We start from the raw sequence: 16,911 nt of genomic DNA on the forward strand, positions 1-16,911 counted from the left end.
GACGAGATAGTGAACGTGGCGAGCACCGTGACGGCGCAGCCACGCTCACTGATGGTGCATCAGGCCCCGACCGGCAGCTGACTGTTTTCCAGATAGCGACGACACAGGCGTACCGAATGATCCGCCCAGCGTGGCCCAAGACTCAACGCCATCTCGGTTTCGGCATGGGATCCCATCCACGCGGTAAGCTGGATACGGCGCTGGATCAGCAGCGTCGGTACCAGCGCCATCTCTGCATCGCTGATATGCCCCACCCGCTCATAACCCCGGATCCAGTTCTCCACCCACTCTTCGGCACGCGGATGGTGTTCCACGAAACTGATCGCTGCCGCCAGATCGTGCAAATACCAACCCAGACCGCAATCGTCAAAGTCGATCACCCGGGTTTCCCCTTTGTGCAGCAGCAGATTCGTTAAACGCAGATCGGCATGGATCAACCCGTAACGATCCGCGCCTTTGCCAAACCCCTGCAACTCCTGACCAACACGGGCGATCGCTTGTTCCACCACCTGATGATCAGCCGGATTGAGGTTGGGGGCGTCCTGCCAGCGTCCCCAGTGGCTCTGCTCGCTCACCATAGTGTGATGATCCCAAATGATGCGCTGGAAGCCCTGCGGTTTCTGCCAGTTTTTGCTGTGCTGATGCAGGCGGGCAGTGATATGACCGAGCTGCTGGAAGGCTTTGGGATCGACATCGGTGGTCGGCATGTCGCCCTCGATCCAGTGGAACAGCACCGCATGGCGTATTTCGCCATCGGGCAGGTGCAGGGACAACACGGTTTCGCCATCGTTGGCCGGGATCGCTTCCGGCACCATGATGCCAGTTTCGCGCAGTGCATCCAGCCACAGCAGTTCGCTGAGAATATCAGCTTTGCTGTGGTAGTCAGGACGATGCAGGCGCAGGGCGTAACGTTTCCCTCCCGCCAGCAACAGGAAAGTGGCGTTTTCGGAACGGCACAGCAATTTCAGCTCGCCCTGAAGTGCGGCGGGATAGCAGGCCAGCGCCTGTTGCGCCAGCACGGTGATTTCAGCATTTGTCAGGGTGTCGGATTGTTTGGCACTCATTCATCAGGCTCCAGGGATGACAACAGTGTTATCAGCATGGGATGACGTCGTCCTGACTGCTTGACCGCAGATGACCCAAAGTTGACCGCAGCGAGCATCTGGCACTTTTCTTGCGTCAGAGTTGACCGTGGAGGACAAAACTCACTGCGCCTGCGTCAAGTTTTCCCGTGAGAGGCAGCGGCATTATCCCCTTCACTGTAGCGCAAACGATAAACCGGCGCGGTGAATCAACCGCACTCAACAATAACGACGGGGATAAGATTATGACGAGCAAGCTCAAACCCACCCTGGGAACCCTGCATCTTTGGGGTATCGCGGTTGGCCTGGTCATTTCCGGGGAGTATTTCGGCTGGAGTTACGGCTGGGGCGTAGCAGGGACGCTGGGATTTCTCATTACCACGGCGCTGATCGCCACCATGTACACCTGTTTTATTTTTAGCTTCACCGAACTGACCACCGCGATTCCACATGCCGGTGGTCCGTTTGCATACAGCCGCCGCGCCTTTGGCGAAACCGGTGGCCTGATCGCCGGTCTGGCAACGCTGATCGAGTTTGTGTTTGCCCCTCCGGCCATTGCGATGGCGATTGGTGCTTATCTCAACGTACAGTATCCAGAACTCAACCCAAAAACCGCAGCGGTCGGTGCCTATCTGGTGTTTATGACGCTGAATATCCTTGGCGTGAAGCTGGCGGCAATGTTTGAGCTGGTAGTGACGGTGCTGGCGGTGCTGGAACTGCTGGTGTTTATGGGCGTGGTATCTCCGGGCTTCAGCATTGCCAACTTCGCCGCCAACGGCTGGGCCGGTAGCGAGCATTTTGGTATGCCTGCGGTGTCGGGTATTTTTGCCGCGATTCCTTTTGCCATCTGGTTCTTCCTCGCCATTGAAGGCGCGGCGATGGCGGCAGAAGAAGCCAAAGATCCCAAGCGCACCATTCCGAAAGCCTATATCACCGGTATTCTGACGCTGGTGGTGCTGGCGATTGGCGTGATGCTGCTGGCGGGCGGTGCCGGTGACTGGCGCAAACTGTCCGACATTAACGACCCGCTGCCGCAGGCGATGAAGATGATCGTCGGTGAAAACTCCAACTGGATGCATATGTTGGTGTGGATTGGCCTGTTCGGTCTGGTCGCCAGCTTCCACGGCATCATCCTCGGCTATTCACGTCAGTTCTTTGCCCTAGCGCGTGCCGGTTATCTGCCACAGGGTCTGGCGAAACTGTCCCGCTTCCAGACGCCGCATCGCGCCATTATCGCCGGTGGCGTGATCGGTATCGCCGCGATTTACAGCGACGGCTGGATTAACCTGCAAGGCATGAGCCTGACCGCAGCCATGATCACCATGGCGGTATTTGGCGCGATTGTGATGTATCTGATGAGCATGCTGAGCCTGTTCAAACTGCGTCGTACTGCGCCGGATCTGGAACGCAGCTTCCGCGCCCCGGGTTACCCGATTGTGCCGGGCATCGCCCTGGTGCTGTCGCTGGTGTGTTTAGTGGCGATGCTGTGGTTTAACCCGGTCATTGGCGGCCTGTTTGTCGCGATTATGGTGGTGGGTTATATCTACTTCCTCGCGACCAAGGCGCAGCGCGACAACGCACCACAGGATTCGATGCTGGTCGGGGAATAAGGAAACGTAACGTAGCGGCGCGATTTATCGCGCGAGACACGAAAAAACCGCGCAATAAATTGCGCCGCTACGTCACAGCACTACATTTAGTCTTTTAAAGGCCACAGCCACGCCGCACCACGCACGCCACTGGAATCACCATGCACCGCCTTCAACACTGGCGTTTCGCACTCGCGACCAAACACCCACTGCTTCATCAACGTCGGCACGGTCTGATACAAACGATCGTTATTGCTCATCCCGCCGCCCAGCACGATCACATCGGGGTCCAATAGATTCACCACCTGCGCCAGCGATTTTGCCAGACGCATTTCATAACGGCGCATCGCCAGCTCCGCCACCGGATCCTGCTGCTCAATCAGCTTGATGATCTCCGCCCCTTTCAGCGCGTTGCCGCTCAAGCGCTGATAATCAATGGCAAATCCGGTACCGGACACAAACGTCTCGATGCAGCCCTGCAAGCCGCAATAGCACGGTACTTCCGCACGATAACGCAGCTCATCTTCGTCCATCCACGGCAGTGGATTGTGGCCCCATTCACCGGCATTGCCGTTACCGCCAATGCGTGACTCACCATTAATTGCCACCCCGGCGCCAGAACCGGTGCCAATAATCACCGCAAATACCAGCGGTTTTCCCGCACCGGCACCATCAACCGCTTCAGATACCGCCAGACAATTCGCGTCGTTGGCGATACGCACGTCACGATTCAGCGCCTGCGTCAAATCCTTATCCAACGGCTGACCATTGAGCCAGGTGGAGTTGGCATTTTTTACCCGCTGGGTATAGGGCGAAATGGTGCCCGGAATACCCAATCCCACCGTCCCCTGCTGCCCGGTCTTCTCTTCTGCCAGATGCACCAGATCAACAATCGCCTGTACCGTCGCACCATAGTCGTCACGCGGGGTATTCACGCGGTGACGAAACAATTCCTGCCCCTGATCTGAGAGTGCAATCACTTCAATTTTGGTGCCGCCTAAATCGATACCAATACGCACGTTTTATTCCTCATTATTCGTTAGGTTGAGAGACACAGTAGAGAGCCGTTGCGGTAAAGGCAATGAAACCCAGCCGATGTTTCGCTATGATGCGCGCTGACTGATAGATTTCCCCCGGTAAGGAATCCCGATGTTGTGGTTTAAAAATATGATGGTTTATCGTCTGAATCGTGACATTCCGCTGTCCGCAGACGATCTGGAAAAACAGCTCGATGCCTTCACCTTCTCGCCCTGCGGTAGCCAGGATATGGCAAAAACCGGTTGGGTTTCCCCTATGGGTAACCGTAGCGAGGCGCTGACGCACGTAGTTAATGGTCAGATTGTGATCTGTGCCCGTACCGAGCAAAAAATTCTGCCTTCGCCGGTGGTAAAGCAGGCGCTGGAAGCCAAAATCGACAAGCTGGAAGCGGAACAAAGTCGCAAGCTGAAGAAGACCGAAAAGGATTCGTTGAAAGATGAAGTGCTCCACAGCTTGCTGCCACGCGCCTTTAGCCGTTTCAGCCAGACCTTTATGTGGATCGACACCGTCAACAATCTGATTATCGTTGACTGCGCCAGCGCAAAAAAAGCCGAAGATACCCTGGCACTGCTGCGCAAAAGCCTCGGTTCGCTTCCGGTGGTGCCATTAACCCTGGAAAGCCCGATTGAACTGACCCTGACCGAGTGGGTGCGTTCAGGCGAGCTGCCTGCCGGTTTCGCGCTGATGGATGAAGCCGAGCTAAAAGCACTGCTGGAAGAAGGCGGCGTGATTCGCTGTAAAAAGCAGGATCTGGTGTCGGACGAAATCGCTACCCATATCGAAGCCGGTAAAGTGGTCACCAAACTGGCGCTCGACTGGCAGGAGCGGATTCAGTTTGTTATCGCTGATGATTCGTCAGTGAAACGCCTGAAATTCAGCGATACCCTGCGTGAGCAAAATGACGATATTGATCGTGATGATTTTGCTCAGCGTTTCGATGCTGATTTTATTCTGATGACCAGTGAACTGGCGGCATTGCTCAGTAATCTGGTGGAAGCTCTGGGCGGAGAAGCGCAGCGCTGACTTATTCGTAGCGGCGCGATTTATCGCGCTTGTTGTTCGCAACATTAGCGTCAATGGCGCGCGATAAATCGCGCCGCTACAGAATATTTAAAGTCGTGTCGTTTCCTCCTGATAAAGATCATCTCTTTTTATTGCAAAGATATTCTGCACATTCTTCATTTTTAATTTTTCGCCGACGATCAACACCTTCTCATACCGGATAATGGTTTCTTCAACAGGTGTCTGAGAAGACGGTTCTTCTTTTATCGTTTTGAACTGCGGATGATAATTCTCAAACTTCTCACTAAATTGCCACGCCCTTTTATGCGAGAACTTTCCGGCATTTTCCGCAACGATAATACGGAATGGGTTATACTCGCCCGGTTCACTTTCTTCCGGTAAATTATTGGTCTGCTCCGGATTTTTTTGTACCGAAAAACTCTCCTTACCAAGATTATCCCAGTTAGTAATAAAAACGTTATCCGGCGATTCCGACTCCGAGAGACTTTCAACCCCGGAATCCGCCTGTTCGGACTCAGACAACGTAGCACCGGGCTTATTTTTCAACTCCACCGGGCATGGCGTTGTTTTCTCGGGATAACAGGCCCACAAGTTATTCAGGCTGAGTTTCTCCTTGCCAGATTCTTTTTCATTCTTCAATGTTCCTGCACTGAAAGGTGTTACCGCATTACCGGTTAACTTCACTGATCCCGGCACGCCAACCAACCGCGGAAGCAAAGGAGAATCCTTCATAAACCAGTGTTTATTGGTCGGTTGTAACTCTTTCAGCCCCTCGTTCACGCTGTGCTTTTTGCATTGATTGGTAGACAGGCAGGCACAGTTATGACCAATAAACTTAACCGCTTTATTTATTTCCGTGGTTGCTCGTGCTGTAACAGGATTAAATAAGTGCCGGGTTATCCCGGGCGGCAATCGATAGACATTAGCAAAAGACATACAGCCTCCAGATAAATACATCATGCGATGTGAATATACTTTTTAATCTACATGACCATCGTTCGCAACCTTGCCAATAAAGAAAAAGTTATATTTTTCATGGTATTATTACAACATCAAGTAACTAAGAATATTTTTAATTTCTTGAAAGGAATGAAGAAAAATAAAACAAATAACCGTTTTAAATACAGATAAAATATTTTCTGAATTTTCGATTTAACGGTGTTAGCACCAGGCCTGTGCTACCGATAATAAAAAAGGCCGCAGCGAAACGCTGCGGCCTGGATAGGATACTTACAGATAGCGGCACAGATAAGACGTTGGCTCAGCCACCTGCAAATGGAATTCGCTGTGGCCCGGCACGTTGAACACGCTGCCTGCTTCATACCACTTCCACTCGCTTTCACCCGGCAGCAGCACTTTCAGCGCGCCGCTGACCACAGTCATCTCTTCCGGCTGGCCGGTGCCGAAGGTGTATTCGCCTTCCGCCATTACGCCCACGCTTGCGCGACCAATGGTGACGCTATCGAAACCAATGGACTTCACTTTTCCGTCAAAATACTCACTCACGTTGAGCATATCACTTCCTCACAGCACATTAAGATAACAGGCAGATTACAAGGGAACTCGCTGATCTGTCACGCGAAATGACAAAAGGGATCACAACTTGTGATCCCCATGCATTAAACGATCAATTCCGCAGCCAGCTTGGCGACCAGCACGTTGGACAACAGCACCGGAATGCCCAACATCTTTTGCAGAAAATCGCGATGCTTCTGGTGATAACCGATGCAATCGAGCACCACCACATCAGCTCCCTGCTCCTGAAGCGACAGCCCCGCCTCCACCAAATCCGCCTGTTGCGCCAGATAGGGGCTGGCTACCGCAAAACACGGCGGCGTACCCAGATTGCGCCACTTATTGGCCTGTTCCGCGATCTGCTCCTCTACCGGCACCACGATCCCGACTTTGTGCCCATGCACAATCGCGCCGACCAACGGCGGGATAATACGATCCGGCTCCAGCAGCAGCGCTTTATGGGTTTTCAGCGAACCAAATTCGCCAGTGCACAGCAGCAGGATCGTGTTGTAACCCTGCTCCTCGAGTGCATAGATCTTCTGCTGCAATCCCTGCTCAACCTGATACGCCGACAGACGCACCTGCTGCCCATCCAGCATACGCGACACCAGCACTTTCTCACCGGCAACCGGCGTATAGTGCTGCTCCACTTCCGCAAGGGTGAGGCCGTCAAGCAAACCGGCGTGCTCCACCTGCTCTGCTGGCAGATGGGCCTGCAACAGCGGCAGAATGTCGCTGCGTGGAGACTGACCGATGGTCAGGGTAATCAGGGATGTTTTCATACTTATGATTTCCGGGAACGCAGATGGCTGAGGCTACCATACAAAGATAGCAGCAGTGCGTACTCCTGCGCGTCATAGAACTGGCAGGTTTCGCGGCCAAACTCTTTCGCCACTTCCACGGCAAACTTCACCGTGCTGGCGATGTCCACTTCGTGGCTGGCTCCGGTGCCACAACCTGGCACCACCGATTCCGCGCAAATTGCCACACCCACCACCGGCACATCGGTCGCGGTTGAAGGTTGCAGGATACTGTTGAGGTGATAAACCCCGTTACCGTACGGCGTGATGTCCTGGGTGGTAATCGGGAAAGTTACCGCCGGGCGACCGCTGGTCATCTCCATAATACGCAACAGATCTTCCGACACGCGCAGGATGTAACCCTCTTTCACCGTCGGCGACAGCGCATAACCTTTGTGATTGAGGATACGGTTGCCTTTGGTGGTATCGATGGAGAGGATGGCATCCACACCCGCCACCACTTCGTTATCGTTCATGGTGACATCGTCGATCGGTGAATCCATAAAATCCACCGGCTCATGTGGACGGGTCGGCGCATCCGGGCAGATATGGGTGGTGATGATCACATCCCCGGCCAACACATCGCCTTTGGTCTGCATCTGCGCCAGCTTCAGCGCGCTGCTGACCGCTGCCACAGCACCGTCGGCGTCCGACACCATGCCGATGCGCGTCGGGCGCGCACCGATACCGCCCAGACGGCCAATGATGCCGAGCGTTGGGGCGCTGCCGCCCTTGCTTTTACCCTGTGCCCCCGGAATATCGATGCGCACAAAGTCGGTACGTCCTTTCGGGCCGCTGACGCGTTTGGTGCTGGCGCTGACGCCCGGATAGGCGGCGAACAGATCAACCACCTGCTGACCATCGACGAAAGCGCTATCGAGTAACTCAAAGACTTGCAGTGTCTGCTGTAAACTCATGTTGGATTCCCTGATTATTTCTTACTGCTACTGGCAAAAAGTGAATGGAAGAAACTGTAGAGCGCATCTCCGGCGATAAAACCTGCCGCCATCACCTCCATCGGTGACCGGCCACGCTCGCCCCAGACGCGCAGGATTAGAACGCGTAGCGCAATCCCTACCAGCACCGCCCATCCGGCAGCCGCGTTGTTAATCAGCAAGCCGGTCGCCAGCAGAACGCCAAGCTGACGCTTCGGTCCGCCAATCAACTGAATGATCGCGCCAGGAATGGCCCACATCAGCAGGCTGCCTGCGATACCCGGTTCTGCACCGGCCTGAATGGTTTTGGCATATACGCGCGCCACTGGCGGCAGCAGGTTTTCTGCGAAGAACAGGTTATGGGCGTACCACACCACCGGAATGGCGATCACAAAAGCGATCATCGCGGCAATCAGCTGGATGCGACGCCCCCATAGCTCCTGCTGCACATCCGCGCCGTTACCACGCAGGATAAAACCGGCTTTCAGGTCGTAGCCCATATCCGCAAACGCCGGGCCGGTAGCGGCGGTAAAGCCACACAGCAGACACAGCGCCAACGGCGGGAAGCCGAGTAAAATACCCAGGATTAAGGTAATCAGCGCCACAGCAAACGCCGGGAACCAGCCGGAGTGCATCGCGGCAATACCGACAATCAACTCATGCACAAAGGCAGCAAAGGCGGCATAGACGATAAACAACACCAGCATCGGCAGGCCCATCTGACTCCACAAACCGCCCGCCAGCGCCAGTAATGCCGAGATAACGATGTAACCAACGGTGCCGAAACCGAGCGAGCGCTTCACTTCGCTGTCGCTACGGCTGACATTGATCGCCTCGTTGCGACCACTGCGGATCACCTGCACCACCTGAATCAACGCCACCAGACCGGCACCCACCATTACGCCGTGGGGGATATATAGCGCGTTGATATCAATGCCCGCCACCGGCTGGGAATAAGCGCGCAACAGGAAGCCAACACCAAGCATCGTCAGCGCCCAAATATTACCGATAAACGCGGTGCCAAATGCCGACATCGGGATCTTCAGCATTGATCCGACAATCCCGCCGACAATCCCCACCACCAGCAGCCACGCCTGACGGCCACCTTTGTCACCGGCTTTGATCGCTTCGGCGGCCGCAACGCCCGGCGGCCAGGCGTTGCTGGCCGGGAATACGCGGGTATCAAACAGGCGATAGAGCAGATAAGCATCCAGCAGCATGGCCGCGCTGACGCCGACAAACAGCGGCAGCACCAACTGCGGTTCACCCAACGCCCAGGGCACAGCAATCGGCATCAGCAAACTGTTGGCAGCACCGAAAGTGGCGGAAGAGATGGCCGTTTGCGCCAGGTTCTGCACTTCGACCGAACGGTAGCGGCGAAACCATTGCAACGGAATACGCGCCAGTAGCATGGCAAAGAGCGCGCCGATAATTGAGGTATTGGGGGTGACCCCGATGGTCGTAATTAATTGTACGCCGATAATTGCGCCCGCAACGGACAGCAATACCAGCATTAAACCCACTCCGAGACTTTTTATTGGATTAGTGTGACGCATGTTATTCCCCGTAAATTCACCCTGGCGAAAACGTGATTACGCACCGCCCGACACGCGGGACGGCGGTATTGAGTTAAATAATCATTCCCTGACGGTTGAAATAAGCAGGCCCGAAGGCCTGTTATTTCCCTGGTGTGGCGCGAAATATTACGCCGTAAAATCAGGCACCATATTTTTCGGCCATGATGGCCGCGGTGGCGCGTAATTCATTGAGCAACGCTTCCGGATAACCCGGGGCTGCTTCCTGTGAAAGAAATGAGAGACAGAGTGCGACACTTTCGCCGCGATGTTTATTGGTGACGGCAACCGCCATCGAGCTGATGCCCGGTAAGGTTTCATTGCGTGCCAGCGCCCACCCCTGGCGACGAATAGTGGCCAGCTCGGTGCAAAGCGCATCAACATCCAGCGGAGAGTTAAGTGAGGCGGCATGCCACTCGTCGGCAAAGCGCGCCCGGACTTCTTCATCGCTGCTTTGTGCCAGCAACACGCGACCGGTGGACGTCCCCGCAGCCGGCATCCGCGTGCCCGGAGGGGTAATCAACTGGGTAAACAGGCGTCCGTGATACATACGCATCACAAGGATATCGTGCCCATCCAACACCGAGATATACCCCATGCATCCGGTGCTGGAGGCCAGGCGCGCCATCGCGCCCGAAGCACTATCCACCAACGGTGTGGAGAGATAATGCCCCGCAACCGACAGCAGTACGCGACCAATATGGAAGCAGCGGCTGTCTGGATCGCGTTCCAGTAACCCCTGACTTTCCATCGTCGCCAGTAGACGGGAAACGGTACTTTTTGGCAGTTCTAATGCCTCAACCACCTCGGTGAAGGTGAGGCCGGGATGCCCCTGCGTCACGCCAAAGCGCTGGAATAACTTAAGCACTGCGGCGGCATTTTCGAGTGTGGTCATAAAAGTAGTTTCACTATTTGGAACTGAGTTCCTGAGTCAATACCCCGAAATTAAAACGTCAGGTTTTTGTGGTCAAGCGCAAATTTTGTACCAGAAAAAATGGCAGGAAATTAAGGCAGCATAAAATGAGGAATAAAGTAAAAAATGAGTGATTTTATCAGGCAGAGAGAATTAAGCGCAGAAAAGACGATGACTTTCTGGCCGCTTTGCAGCGAATTCACGGGAAGAGAAAAATATGGTTAATAACGGCAAGTCATTACTGGCATCCTTGCCAGCCGATATTACTCTTTTTCCACATCTTCATAGCGATTTTTGGCATCCTGCGCTTCCGCTTCAGTTTTATGTTCGCTAATTAGCGAGTCCGGGCGTGGATGATCGGCGCGTAATTCGTACCAGGTGACGGTATTGCCCGCCGTGCCTTTTTCAACGGTGACGATGCGGGCCTGGCGCGGGTAAGGTGGTCTTGATGGCATATTGCCCTCCTGGGTAACTCAGTTATCCAAACGGACAGCAGTAATCCCCTGTCCGTTTTTAAGTATAGACAACGAGGATCACGATAATTTACGGAGCGGCGCGTTAAATCGCGCGAGGTTTAAAAGCGCGCGAGGTTTAAAAGCGCGCGATTTAATGCGCCGTTACGGGGAATTTGCAGACGTTAGCTGGCACGCGCCAGAGAGAGGGATTGCAGGATCGCTTCCACCACCAAATCCGGCGACTGCATGGCATTCACCTCATGGTGCGCGGCCTGATGGTAAAGATGCGCACGCTGACGCAGGATATCGCCCATCTCTTCGGCAATCGGACGGCCGGTTAAGGTCGGGCGTTGCGCCGCTTCTGGCTGACGCACCAGTCGGTCGGCCAGCACCGTTGAAGGCGCATTCAACCAGATAACCTGGCCATGCTCACGCATAAAGCGACGATTCACCTCGGCCAGCACCATACCACCACCGGTGGCAATGATTGTACCGGGCGCAGTGACCGCCTGAAGCGACTCGCTTTCGCGCGCGCGAAAGCTATCCCAGCCTTCAGCCGCCACGATTTCCGCCACGGTACGCTGAGTGGTGATTTGCAGGTGATGGTCGGTATCACGAAAGGCGTAACCGAGCGCCTGCGACAGCGCCTGGCCAATGGTGGTTTTACCGCAACCGCGTGCGCCGATCAGATAGATGGGTAATGACATCCTGGCTCATCCTCCGCCGTGTTTTGCCGCACGGGCATTGTCATCAGGTCAATATTGCGTCGCATGATACCTGGATTTCATTTCATCAGCCACCGGCGAAGCACGATTTACGCGTATCTTGCCCATACAATCTCATATCTATATAATTAATAAAGGAAAAATCATGCGAGTTTTGTGCATCCGCAAAAGTGTAAGTTCGGGCAACATTTGCTTACCAGCGCGTTGATTTACTTTCTGTCATCCCGCCCGCATATAGTGGGATAACTCGCAAACGGAGGTTTACCATGCAGAGCGAAGAACAACAGTTAATTGAAAGCCTGTTCAGCCGTCTGAAACAGGCTGAGAGTCAAAGTGGCCCGCGTGATGCGGGCGCAGAGCAGTTAATCAAACAACACTTGCTGTCACAGCCCGGTGCACCTTATTACATGGCGCAGGCGATCCTGATTCAGGAAGCCGCGATGAAAAAGCTCAATGCGCAAATCGGTGAGCTGGAGAATCGTCTGGCGCAGGCGCAGCAACAGCAGCAGGCACCGCAGCAGAGCAGCGGCGGTTTCCTCTCCAGCCTGTTTGGCGGCGGTTCACGTCCGGCGGCACAACCGCAGCAGCAGCAACCGGTGTGGAACAGCGCACCACCCCAGCAGCCGCAATATCAGCAGCCGCAGTATGCCAGTGCTCCAGCGGCGCGTGGCACCGGTTTTCTCGGCGGCGCATTGCAGACCGCAGTGGGTGTGGCCGGTGGTGTGGTGATGGCGGATATGTTGACCAGCCTGTTCCATCATTCGCAGCCGGAAGAGATTGTGAACATCATCAACGAGCCAGCGCTGCCACAAGTTGATGACAATCTTGATACCTTTAATGGTGTCAACGACAGCAACAACGCGTTCCTGAACGATAATACCAGCGGCTGGGATAACAGCTTCGCCGACAACAATGACTTCAGCGATTTCGGCGGCAGTGACGATTTTAACGACGACGACAGTTTTGTCTAACGCCGTTGACGTAACCATTTATCCAGTTCATTAGCAAACTGCTGGCGGTCGCGTGGGCTGAGAGCCGACGGGCCGCCGCTTTGAATCCCGCTGGCGCGCATGGTTTCCATAAAGTCGCGCATGGTTAAGCGCTGACGAATGGTATCCGGCGAATAACGTTCACCACGCGGATTCAGCGCCGCCGCCCCCTTCTCCAGCACCTCCGCTGCCAGCGGAATATCACCGGTGATCACCAACTCACCCGGCTCAACGCGTTTGACAATCTCGTTATCAGCCACATCAAAACCTGCCGCAACCTGCAAGGTTTTCAGCCACGGTGAAGGTGGCACGCGCAGCGGCTGGTTAGCCACAAAGGTCACCAGGGTTTGTGTGCGTTCTGCGGCGCGGTACAACACTTCTTTGATGACATTGGGGCAGGCATCAGCATCAACCCAAATCGACATAATGGATCCTTTCTTACAGTGAATGAGTGTGATCTTGCCGTTCTGCGCCAGAATGGCAAATTTAATTTGATCGCGCCGTCCAGCCACGTAAGCTAGCCGATACAGAAAATTGAACCATCTTAAGGATCACGCAATGCTGGAGAAGAAAATCGGGTTTATCGGTGCCGGTAATATGGCAAAAGCGATTATCAGCGGTCTGGTAAACAGCGGGCGGATCGCCCCGGCCAATATCCTGGTTTATGATCGCAAACCGGCAACCAATCAGGCTCTGGCGCAGCAGTATGGCGTGACGGCGGCAGAGAGTGCCGAAAGCCTGGCAGCGGAAGTCGATATCCTGTTTGGCGCGGTGAAACCCAATGTCATTCTCAAAGTGCTGAAGGATCTGACGAGTCAGCTAAAAAAAGAGGCGCTGGTGGTGTCGATTGCCGCCGGAGTGACGCTGGATTCGCTGGCTGCCGTGCTGGGCCACGATCGTAAAATCATCCGCGTGATGCCGAACACACCCTCGCTGGTCAATGAAGGGATGACATCGGTAACACCGAATGTGCTGGTTGAGCAGCATGAAACGGATGAAGTAGTGGCGATTTTCGAAAGCTTCGGTAAGGCCGCAGTGGTCAGCGAATATCTGATTCACGCGGTGGTCGGCGTCAGCGGTTCAGCCCCGGCCTACGTGTTTATGTTTATTGAGGCGATGGCCGATGCTGCGGTACTGGGCGGCATGCCCCGCGCCCAGGCCTATCAGTTTGCCGCGCAGGCCGTGAAGGGATCCGCGCAGATGGTGCTGGAGACCGGCAAACATCCCGGTGAACTGAAAGATATGGTGTGTTCTCCCGGCGGCACCACCATTGAAGCGGTGAAAGTGTTGGAGGAGAAAGGCTTCCGTGCTGCGGTGATCGAAGCGATGCAGCAATGTATGAAGAAATCCGATGCGCTAAGTAAGCAGTAATTTAGCCCCTTCTGTCGTAGCGGCACGATTTATCGCGCCGCTACGAAATGCGTATTTAACCTTGATGTTCTTCAAACAGCGCTATTCCCTGCGCCATTGTCATCGGTTGCTGCATCAGTTCTACCAGCGTTGCCGTCAAGGTATACATGCCCGCTGAACAAGCTGCCGCCAGCTTTCCCTGCTGTCCATAAAAGGCGATAAAACGCTTGTCCTGTAATGATCCCAGTAAACGGTATTCATCCCATTCTGTGGCATGTCCCAGATATTCGTAGCGCGTGCCGTAGTGTGCGGTCCAGAAAAAGGGCACACGGTCAAACAGCTGGCGTTGCCCCAACATGTTCAGAGCAGCAATTCGACCCTGTTGCTGCGCCACCCGATAGTGCTCGATACGCAGTGGCCCATTTGGCGTGGGATAACTGGCAATATCACCCGCTGCCCAGATATTTTTCGCCACCTGTAGCTGACTATCCGTGGTCAGGCTGCCATCTGCCTGCATTGCCAGATCATGGATAAATCCGGTAACTGGCTGAATACCGGTGGCAAACAGCACCAGACTTGCCGTGAGTTGCTTACCATTTTTCAGCGTGATGGCTTCAACGTGTTCAGTACCGATCAGCGCCTGAGGTTCCCCCTGCACCATCTTCACCCCATTTCCGGTGTGCAGTTCGCGAAAATATCGGCCAATTTCATCACCAAATTGTTTAGCAAACGGCAGTGGGTGACGCGCCAATACGGTGACATCAACATCCCGGTTTCGCAGCGCGCCCGCCAACTCCATACCAATAAAGCTATTGCCAACAATCACGATCTGATGGGTTTCATCAACATCCTCCAGCAGCGATGCAGCCTGGCTGAGCGAGTGCAACAGGTGAACACCAGGTAAATCCCGTCCAGGAATGTCCAGTGGCTGCGCGCTACCACCGCTGGCAATCAGGAGCTGATCAAAGGGTAAGGTCTGACCATTGGAGAACGTCAACTGTTGCGCCGCACTGTCCAGCTCCACCACGTTGGCCTGAATACGCTCAACATGCCCCAGCACATCGTCTTTCAGTAAACGCGGCACCTCTTCGATAGCCATTTTCCCCGCCGGGACAAACTTACTTAACGCGGTGCGATCGTAGGGTGCCTCAGCTTCGCGCTCAATCAGAACCAGATGCCCGGTGAAGCCTTCGTGTCGCAGCGTCCACAACGCTGCGCTGCCTGCCGCCCCCGATCCCAGCACGACGCAAACCGGTTTTTCTCGTTCAGTCGCAGGCAGCGTGGCTGAGGACATGGCTTTGGTGTTGACCCATACCTGCCCCTGTTCGATACGTACCGGATAGTTTTTCAAATCCGCCAGAGCCAGCGGTTCATGCATCCTGCCATCTTCAATGCCAAACACCGCCTTATGCCAGGGGCACACCAATTCATCTCCGCATACCGCCCCTTGTTCGAGTGGTGCGCCAGCATGGGGGCATTTGGCTTGCAAAGCATGGACACGATCACCTGCACGGATCAGCAAAATATCTTTATCACCGACGGTAAATTTGGTCGGTTTATGCTGCTTAAGCTTTTTCAATTCAACGACAGATTGATAACTCACCTTTGGCCTCCCTTACTGTAGATGCCATAAATCCATACAAACAGTAAGTTTGGCAAAGCCTGATAATTTAGGGGGGCTGATAATAAAGGGAGACGGGTAACAGTCTGTTAAGCCGGGTTTTTTAGCGGGTAATAAAAAATAGCGGCCCTCAGACCGCTATCAGGAGATTAACTTTTTTTCAGGCACGAACTCATAAAGGTTTTACGTGCATCGCCGCTGAGTTTTTTATCACCCGCTTCGGTGTTACAGGTTTTCATCTTCATTTGCTGCGGCGTCATGCTGCCCATTTTGCTGTCTTTTTTCAGACAGTCGCTCATAAAGCTTTTACGCGCATCACCTTTCAGGTTTTGCGATGACGCATGTTGATTACACATGGTCATTTTTTCCTGCTGCGCCGTTTTCTCTGCGGCACTCGCAGTACCCGCTAACAATAAGCCCGCAGCCATCATTGCCATAAAAAACGATTTCATTGCATCTTCTCCATAGAGTTATCGCCTGATAAGCCTGGCATGAGATAAGCAAAGCAGAAATAAATATAATGAAAAACGCCTGTGGCGATCACAGGCGTTGAGAAAATCATATGCGGGGATGGTTAAGCAGTTTTTCAACGTAATTACGTAGCAGCAGGGCATCGGGAGACGTTTCTGGCTCGGTTGCCGGTGTCATCGCGTTTTCAATACCCAATGTAATCCCTTTTAATTGTTCCGGCTCAAGTTTGCGTAACAAGGCCGTGACCACAATTTCCAGCGCCTCAACCTGGACCACTAATTCTTTAGACTCTTCTTCTTTTTCAGCCAGCTTAAGCAGGAGTTCCGCAATCAGATTTTTCATGCGACCAACTCAATTAGTTGAGGGAAATGCTGACGTTAGCATTGAGCAGAATAAAACAACAGGGATTTTTATGCGATCCTGTTAACTCAGTTAAAAAAGGCGGGAAAGAAAACTTGGTGCAGGATTTTATTATTAAGCGGCGAAACGTTTCTCTGATAAATAATGCTTTTGTGAAACGTTTCGCGCGCTATAGCAGCAATTAACCCGGGAGGTTAATGGCTTATGGCCCCATAAATCCGCGACCCGGACCGCCACCGTGGCCACCCCAACCGCCGCCACCGCCGCCCCAACCACCACCGCCACCTGGAGGCGGGAAAATACAACCGCTCAGCGCGGTCACCAATGCCACAACGGCTGCGATTTTAACAATACGGACCATAATTACCTCAGGATGGAGAAATCGCGCTGAGTGTATGAGTCGCCAGCGCGCCCGACAATACAGAATTCTCCGCAACCCGGCGCTATTCATCCCTGCTCACCATGCTTAAC

The 16,911-nt window shown here is 54.0% G+C and carries 19 protein-coding genes; 4 read left to right on the forward strand and 15 right to left on the reverse strand.

Translation table 11 applies throughout. From position 1 onward, the window contains the following. Window positions 1-59: 59 nt before the first annotated feature. Entirely contained in the window at window positions 60-1,064 is a 1,005-nt protein-coding gene (locus tag L579_RS19515; protein WP_021185884.1) for a phosphotransferase enzyme family protein, read from the reverse strand. Window positions 1,065-1,327: 263 nt separating this feature from the next. Between L579_RS19515 and eat the strand changes: the two genes are divergently transcribed. Beyond that, window positions 1,328-2,692: an ethanolamine permease gene (gene eat / locus L579_RS19520; protein WP_021185885.1), complete on the forward strand. Its 1,365-nt coding sequence runs from the start codon at window positions 1,328-1,330 to the stop codon at window positions 2,690-2,692. A gap of 86 nt (window positions 2,693-2,778) precedes the next feature. On the opposite strand, the gene mak is transcribed toward eat, so the two are convergent. After that, window positions 2,779-3,690, reverse strand: a complete 912-nt coding sequence (gene mak / locus L579_RS19525; RefSeq protein ID WP_021185886.1) for a fructokinase — start codon at window positions 3,688-3,690, stop codon at window positions 2,779-2,781. Between the two features lie 130 nt (window positions 3,691-3,820). Here mak and rdgC point away from each other — a divergent pair, with 130 nt between their 5' ends. Continuing rightward, on the forward strand, window positions 3,821-4,732 hold the full coding sequence (gene rdgC, locus L579_RS19530; protein ID WP_021185887.1) for a recombination-associated protein RdgC: 912 nt from the start codon (window positions 3,821-3,823) through the stop codon (window positions 4,730-4,732). 87 nt (window positions 4,733-4,819) lie between these two features. Here rdgC and L579_RS19535 read toward each other — a convergent pair whose 3' ends face one another. From L579_RS19535 to aroL, 8 genes are all read right to left on the reverse strand, one after another. Then, window positions 4,820-5,668, reverse strand: coding sequence for a hypothetical protein (locus L579_RS19535; protein ID WP_021185888.1), 849 nt, complete (start codon window positions 5,666-5,668; stop codon window positions 4,820-4,822). A gap of 294 nt (window positions 5,669-5,962) precedes the next feature. Further along, a complete protein-coding gene (gene ppnP / locus L579_RS19540; protein WP_021185889.1) occupies window positions 5,963-6,247 on the reverse strand; it encodes a pyrimidine/purine nucleoside phosphorylase in 285 nt (94 codons plus the stop codon). Window positions 6,248-6,351: 104 nt separating this feature from the next. After that, a complete protein-coding gene (locus L579_RS19545; RefSeq protein WP_021185890.1) occupies window positions 6,352-7,029 on the reverse strand; it encodes an AroM family protein in 678 nt (225 codons plus the stop codon). A gap of 2 nt (window positions 7,030-7,031) precedes the next feature. Beyond that, the gene (locus L579_RS19550) at window positions 7,032-7,964 is read right to left on the reverse strand and encodes a DUF1177 domain-containing protein (RefSeq protein ID WP_021185891.1); all 933 of its coding nucleotides are present in this window, start codon (window positions 7,962-7,964) and stop codon (window positions 7,032-7,034) included. Window positions 7,965-7,978: 14 nt separating this feature from the next. Beyond that, a complete protein-coding gene (locus tag L579_RS19555; RefSeq protein WP_036627561.1) occupies window positions 7,979-9,538 on the reverse strand; it encodes an OPT/YSL family transporter in 1,560 nt (519 codons plus the stop codon). Window positions 9,539-9,698: 160 nt separating this feature from the next. Further along, window positions 9,699-10,451 carry an IclR family transcriptional regulator gene (locus L579_RS19560; RefSeq protein ID WP_021185893.1) on the reverse strand — a complete coding sequence of 251 codons (753 nt, stop codon included), beginning with the start codon at window positions 10,449-10,451 and terminating at the stop codon, window positions 9,699-9,701. 281 nt (window positions 10,452-10,732) lie between these two features. After that, complete coding sequence (locus L579_RS19565) at window positions 10,733-10,924, reverse strand: YaiA family protein (RefSeq protein WP_021185894.1); 192 nt, start codon at window positions 10,922-10,924, stop codon at window positions 10,733-10,735. A 182-nt stretch (window positions 10,925-11,106) separates the two neighbouring features. Continuing rightward, entirely contained in the window at window positions 11,107-11,631 is a 525-nt protein-coding gene (aroL, locus tag L579_RS19570; RefSeq protein WP_021185895.1) for a shikimate kinase AroL, read from the reverse strand. 284 nt (window positions 11,632-11,915) lie between these two features. Between aroL and L579_RS19575 the strand changes: the two genes are divergently transcribed. Then, complete coding sequence (locus L579_RS19575) at window positions 11,916-12,620, forward strand: DUF2076 domain-containing protein (protein WP_021185896.1); 705 nt, start codon at window positions 11,916-11,918, stop codon at window positions 12,618-12,620. Here L579_RS19575 and L579_RS19580 read toward each other — a convergent pair. Then, a complete protein-coding gene (locus L579_RS19580; protein ID WP_021185897.1) occupies window positions 12,617-13,063 on the reverse strand; it encodes a YaiI/YqxD family protein in 447 nt (148 codons plus the stop codon). The genes L579_RS19575 and L579_RS19580 overlap by 4 nt on opposite strands. Window positions 13,064-13,196: 133 nt before the next feature. Between L579_RS19580 and proC the strand changes: the two genes are divergently transcribed. After that, window positions 13,197-14,009: a pyrroline-5-carboxylate reductase gene (gene proC / locus L579_RS19585; RefSeq protein WP_021185898.1), complete on the forward strand. Its 813-nt coding sequence runs from the start codon at window positions 13,197-13,199 to the stop codon at window positions 14,007-14,009. 55 nt (window positions 14,010-14,064) lie between these two features. On the opposite strand, the gene L579_RS19590 is transcribed toward proC, so the two are convergent. The 4 genes from L579_RS19590 to L579_RS24060 all read right to left on the reverse strand — a co-directional run bounded on the left by L579_RS19590 (window position 14,065) and on the right by L579_RS24060 (window position 16,801). Continuing rightward, the gene (locus tag L579_RS19590) at window positions 14,065-15,591 is read right to left on the reverse strand and encodes an FAD-dependent oxidoreductase (RefSeq protein ID WP_021185899.1); all 1,527 of its coding nucleotides are present in this window, start codon (window positions 15,589-15,591) and stop codon (window positions 14,065-14,067) included. Window positions 15,592-15,758: 167 nt separating this feature from the next. Beyond that, a complete protein-coding gene (locus L579_RS19595; RefSeq protein ID WP_021185900.1) occupies window positions 15,759-16,061 on the reverse strand; it encodes a PsiF family protein in 303 nt (100 codons plus the stop codon). Window positions 16,062-16,167: 106 nt separating this feature from the next. Further along, window positions 16,168-16,422 carry an anti-adapter protein IraP gene (iraP, locus tag L579_RS19600; protein ID WP_021185902.1) on the reverse strand — a complete coding sequence of 85 codons (255 nt, stop codon included), beginning with the start codon at window positions 16,420-16,422 and terminating at the stop codon, window positions 16,168-16,170. A 220-nt stretch (window positions 16,423-16,642) separates the two neighbouring features. Further along, window positions 16,643-16,801 (reverse strand): hypothetical protein, encoded by a 159-nt coding sequence (locus tag L579_RS24060; RefSeq protein ID WP_021185903.1) that lies wholly within the window; start codon window positions 16,799-16,801, stop codon window positions 16,643-16,645. Window positions 16,802-16,911 lie beyond the last annotated feature (110 nt).

It is taken from the genome of Pantoea sp. AS-PWVM4, assembly GCF_000468095.1.
Classification (GTDB): Bacteria; Pseudomonadota; Gammaproteobacteria; order Enterobacterales; family Enterobacteriaceae; genus Pantoea; species Pantoea phytobeneficialis.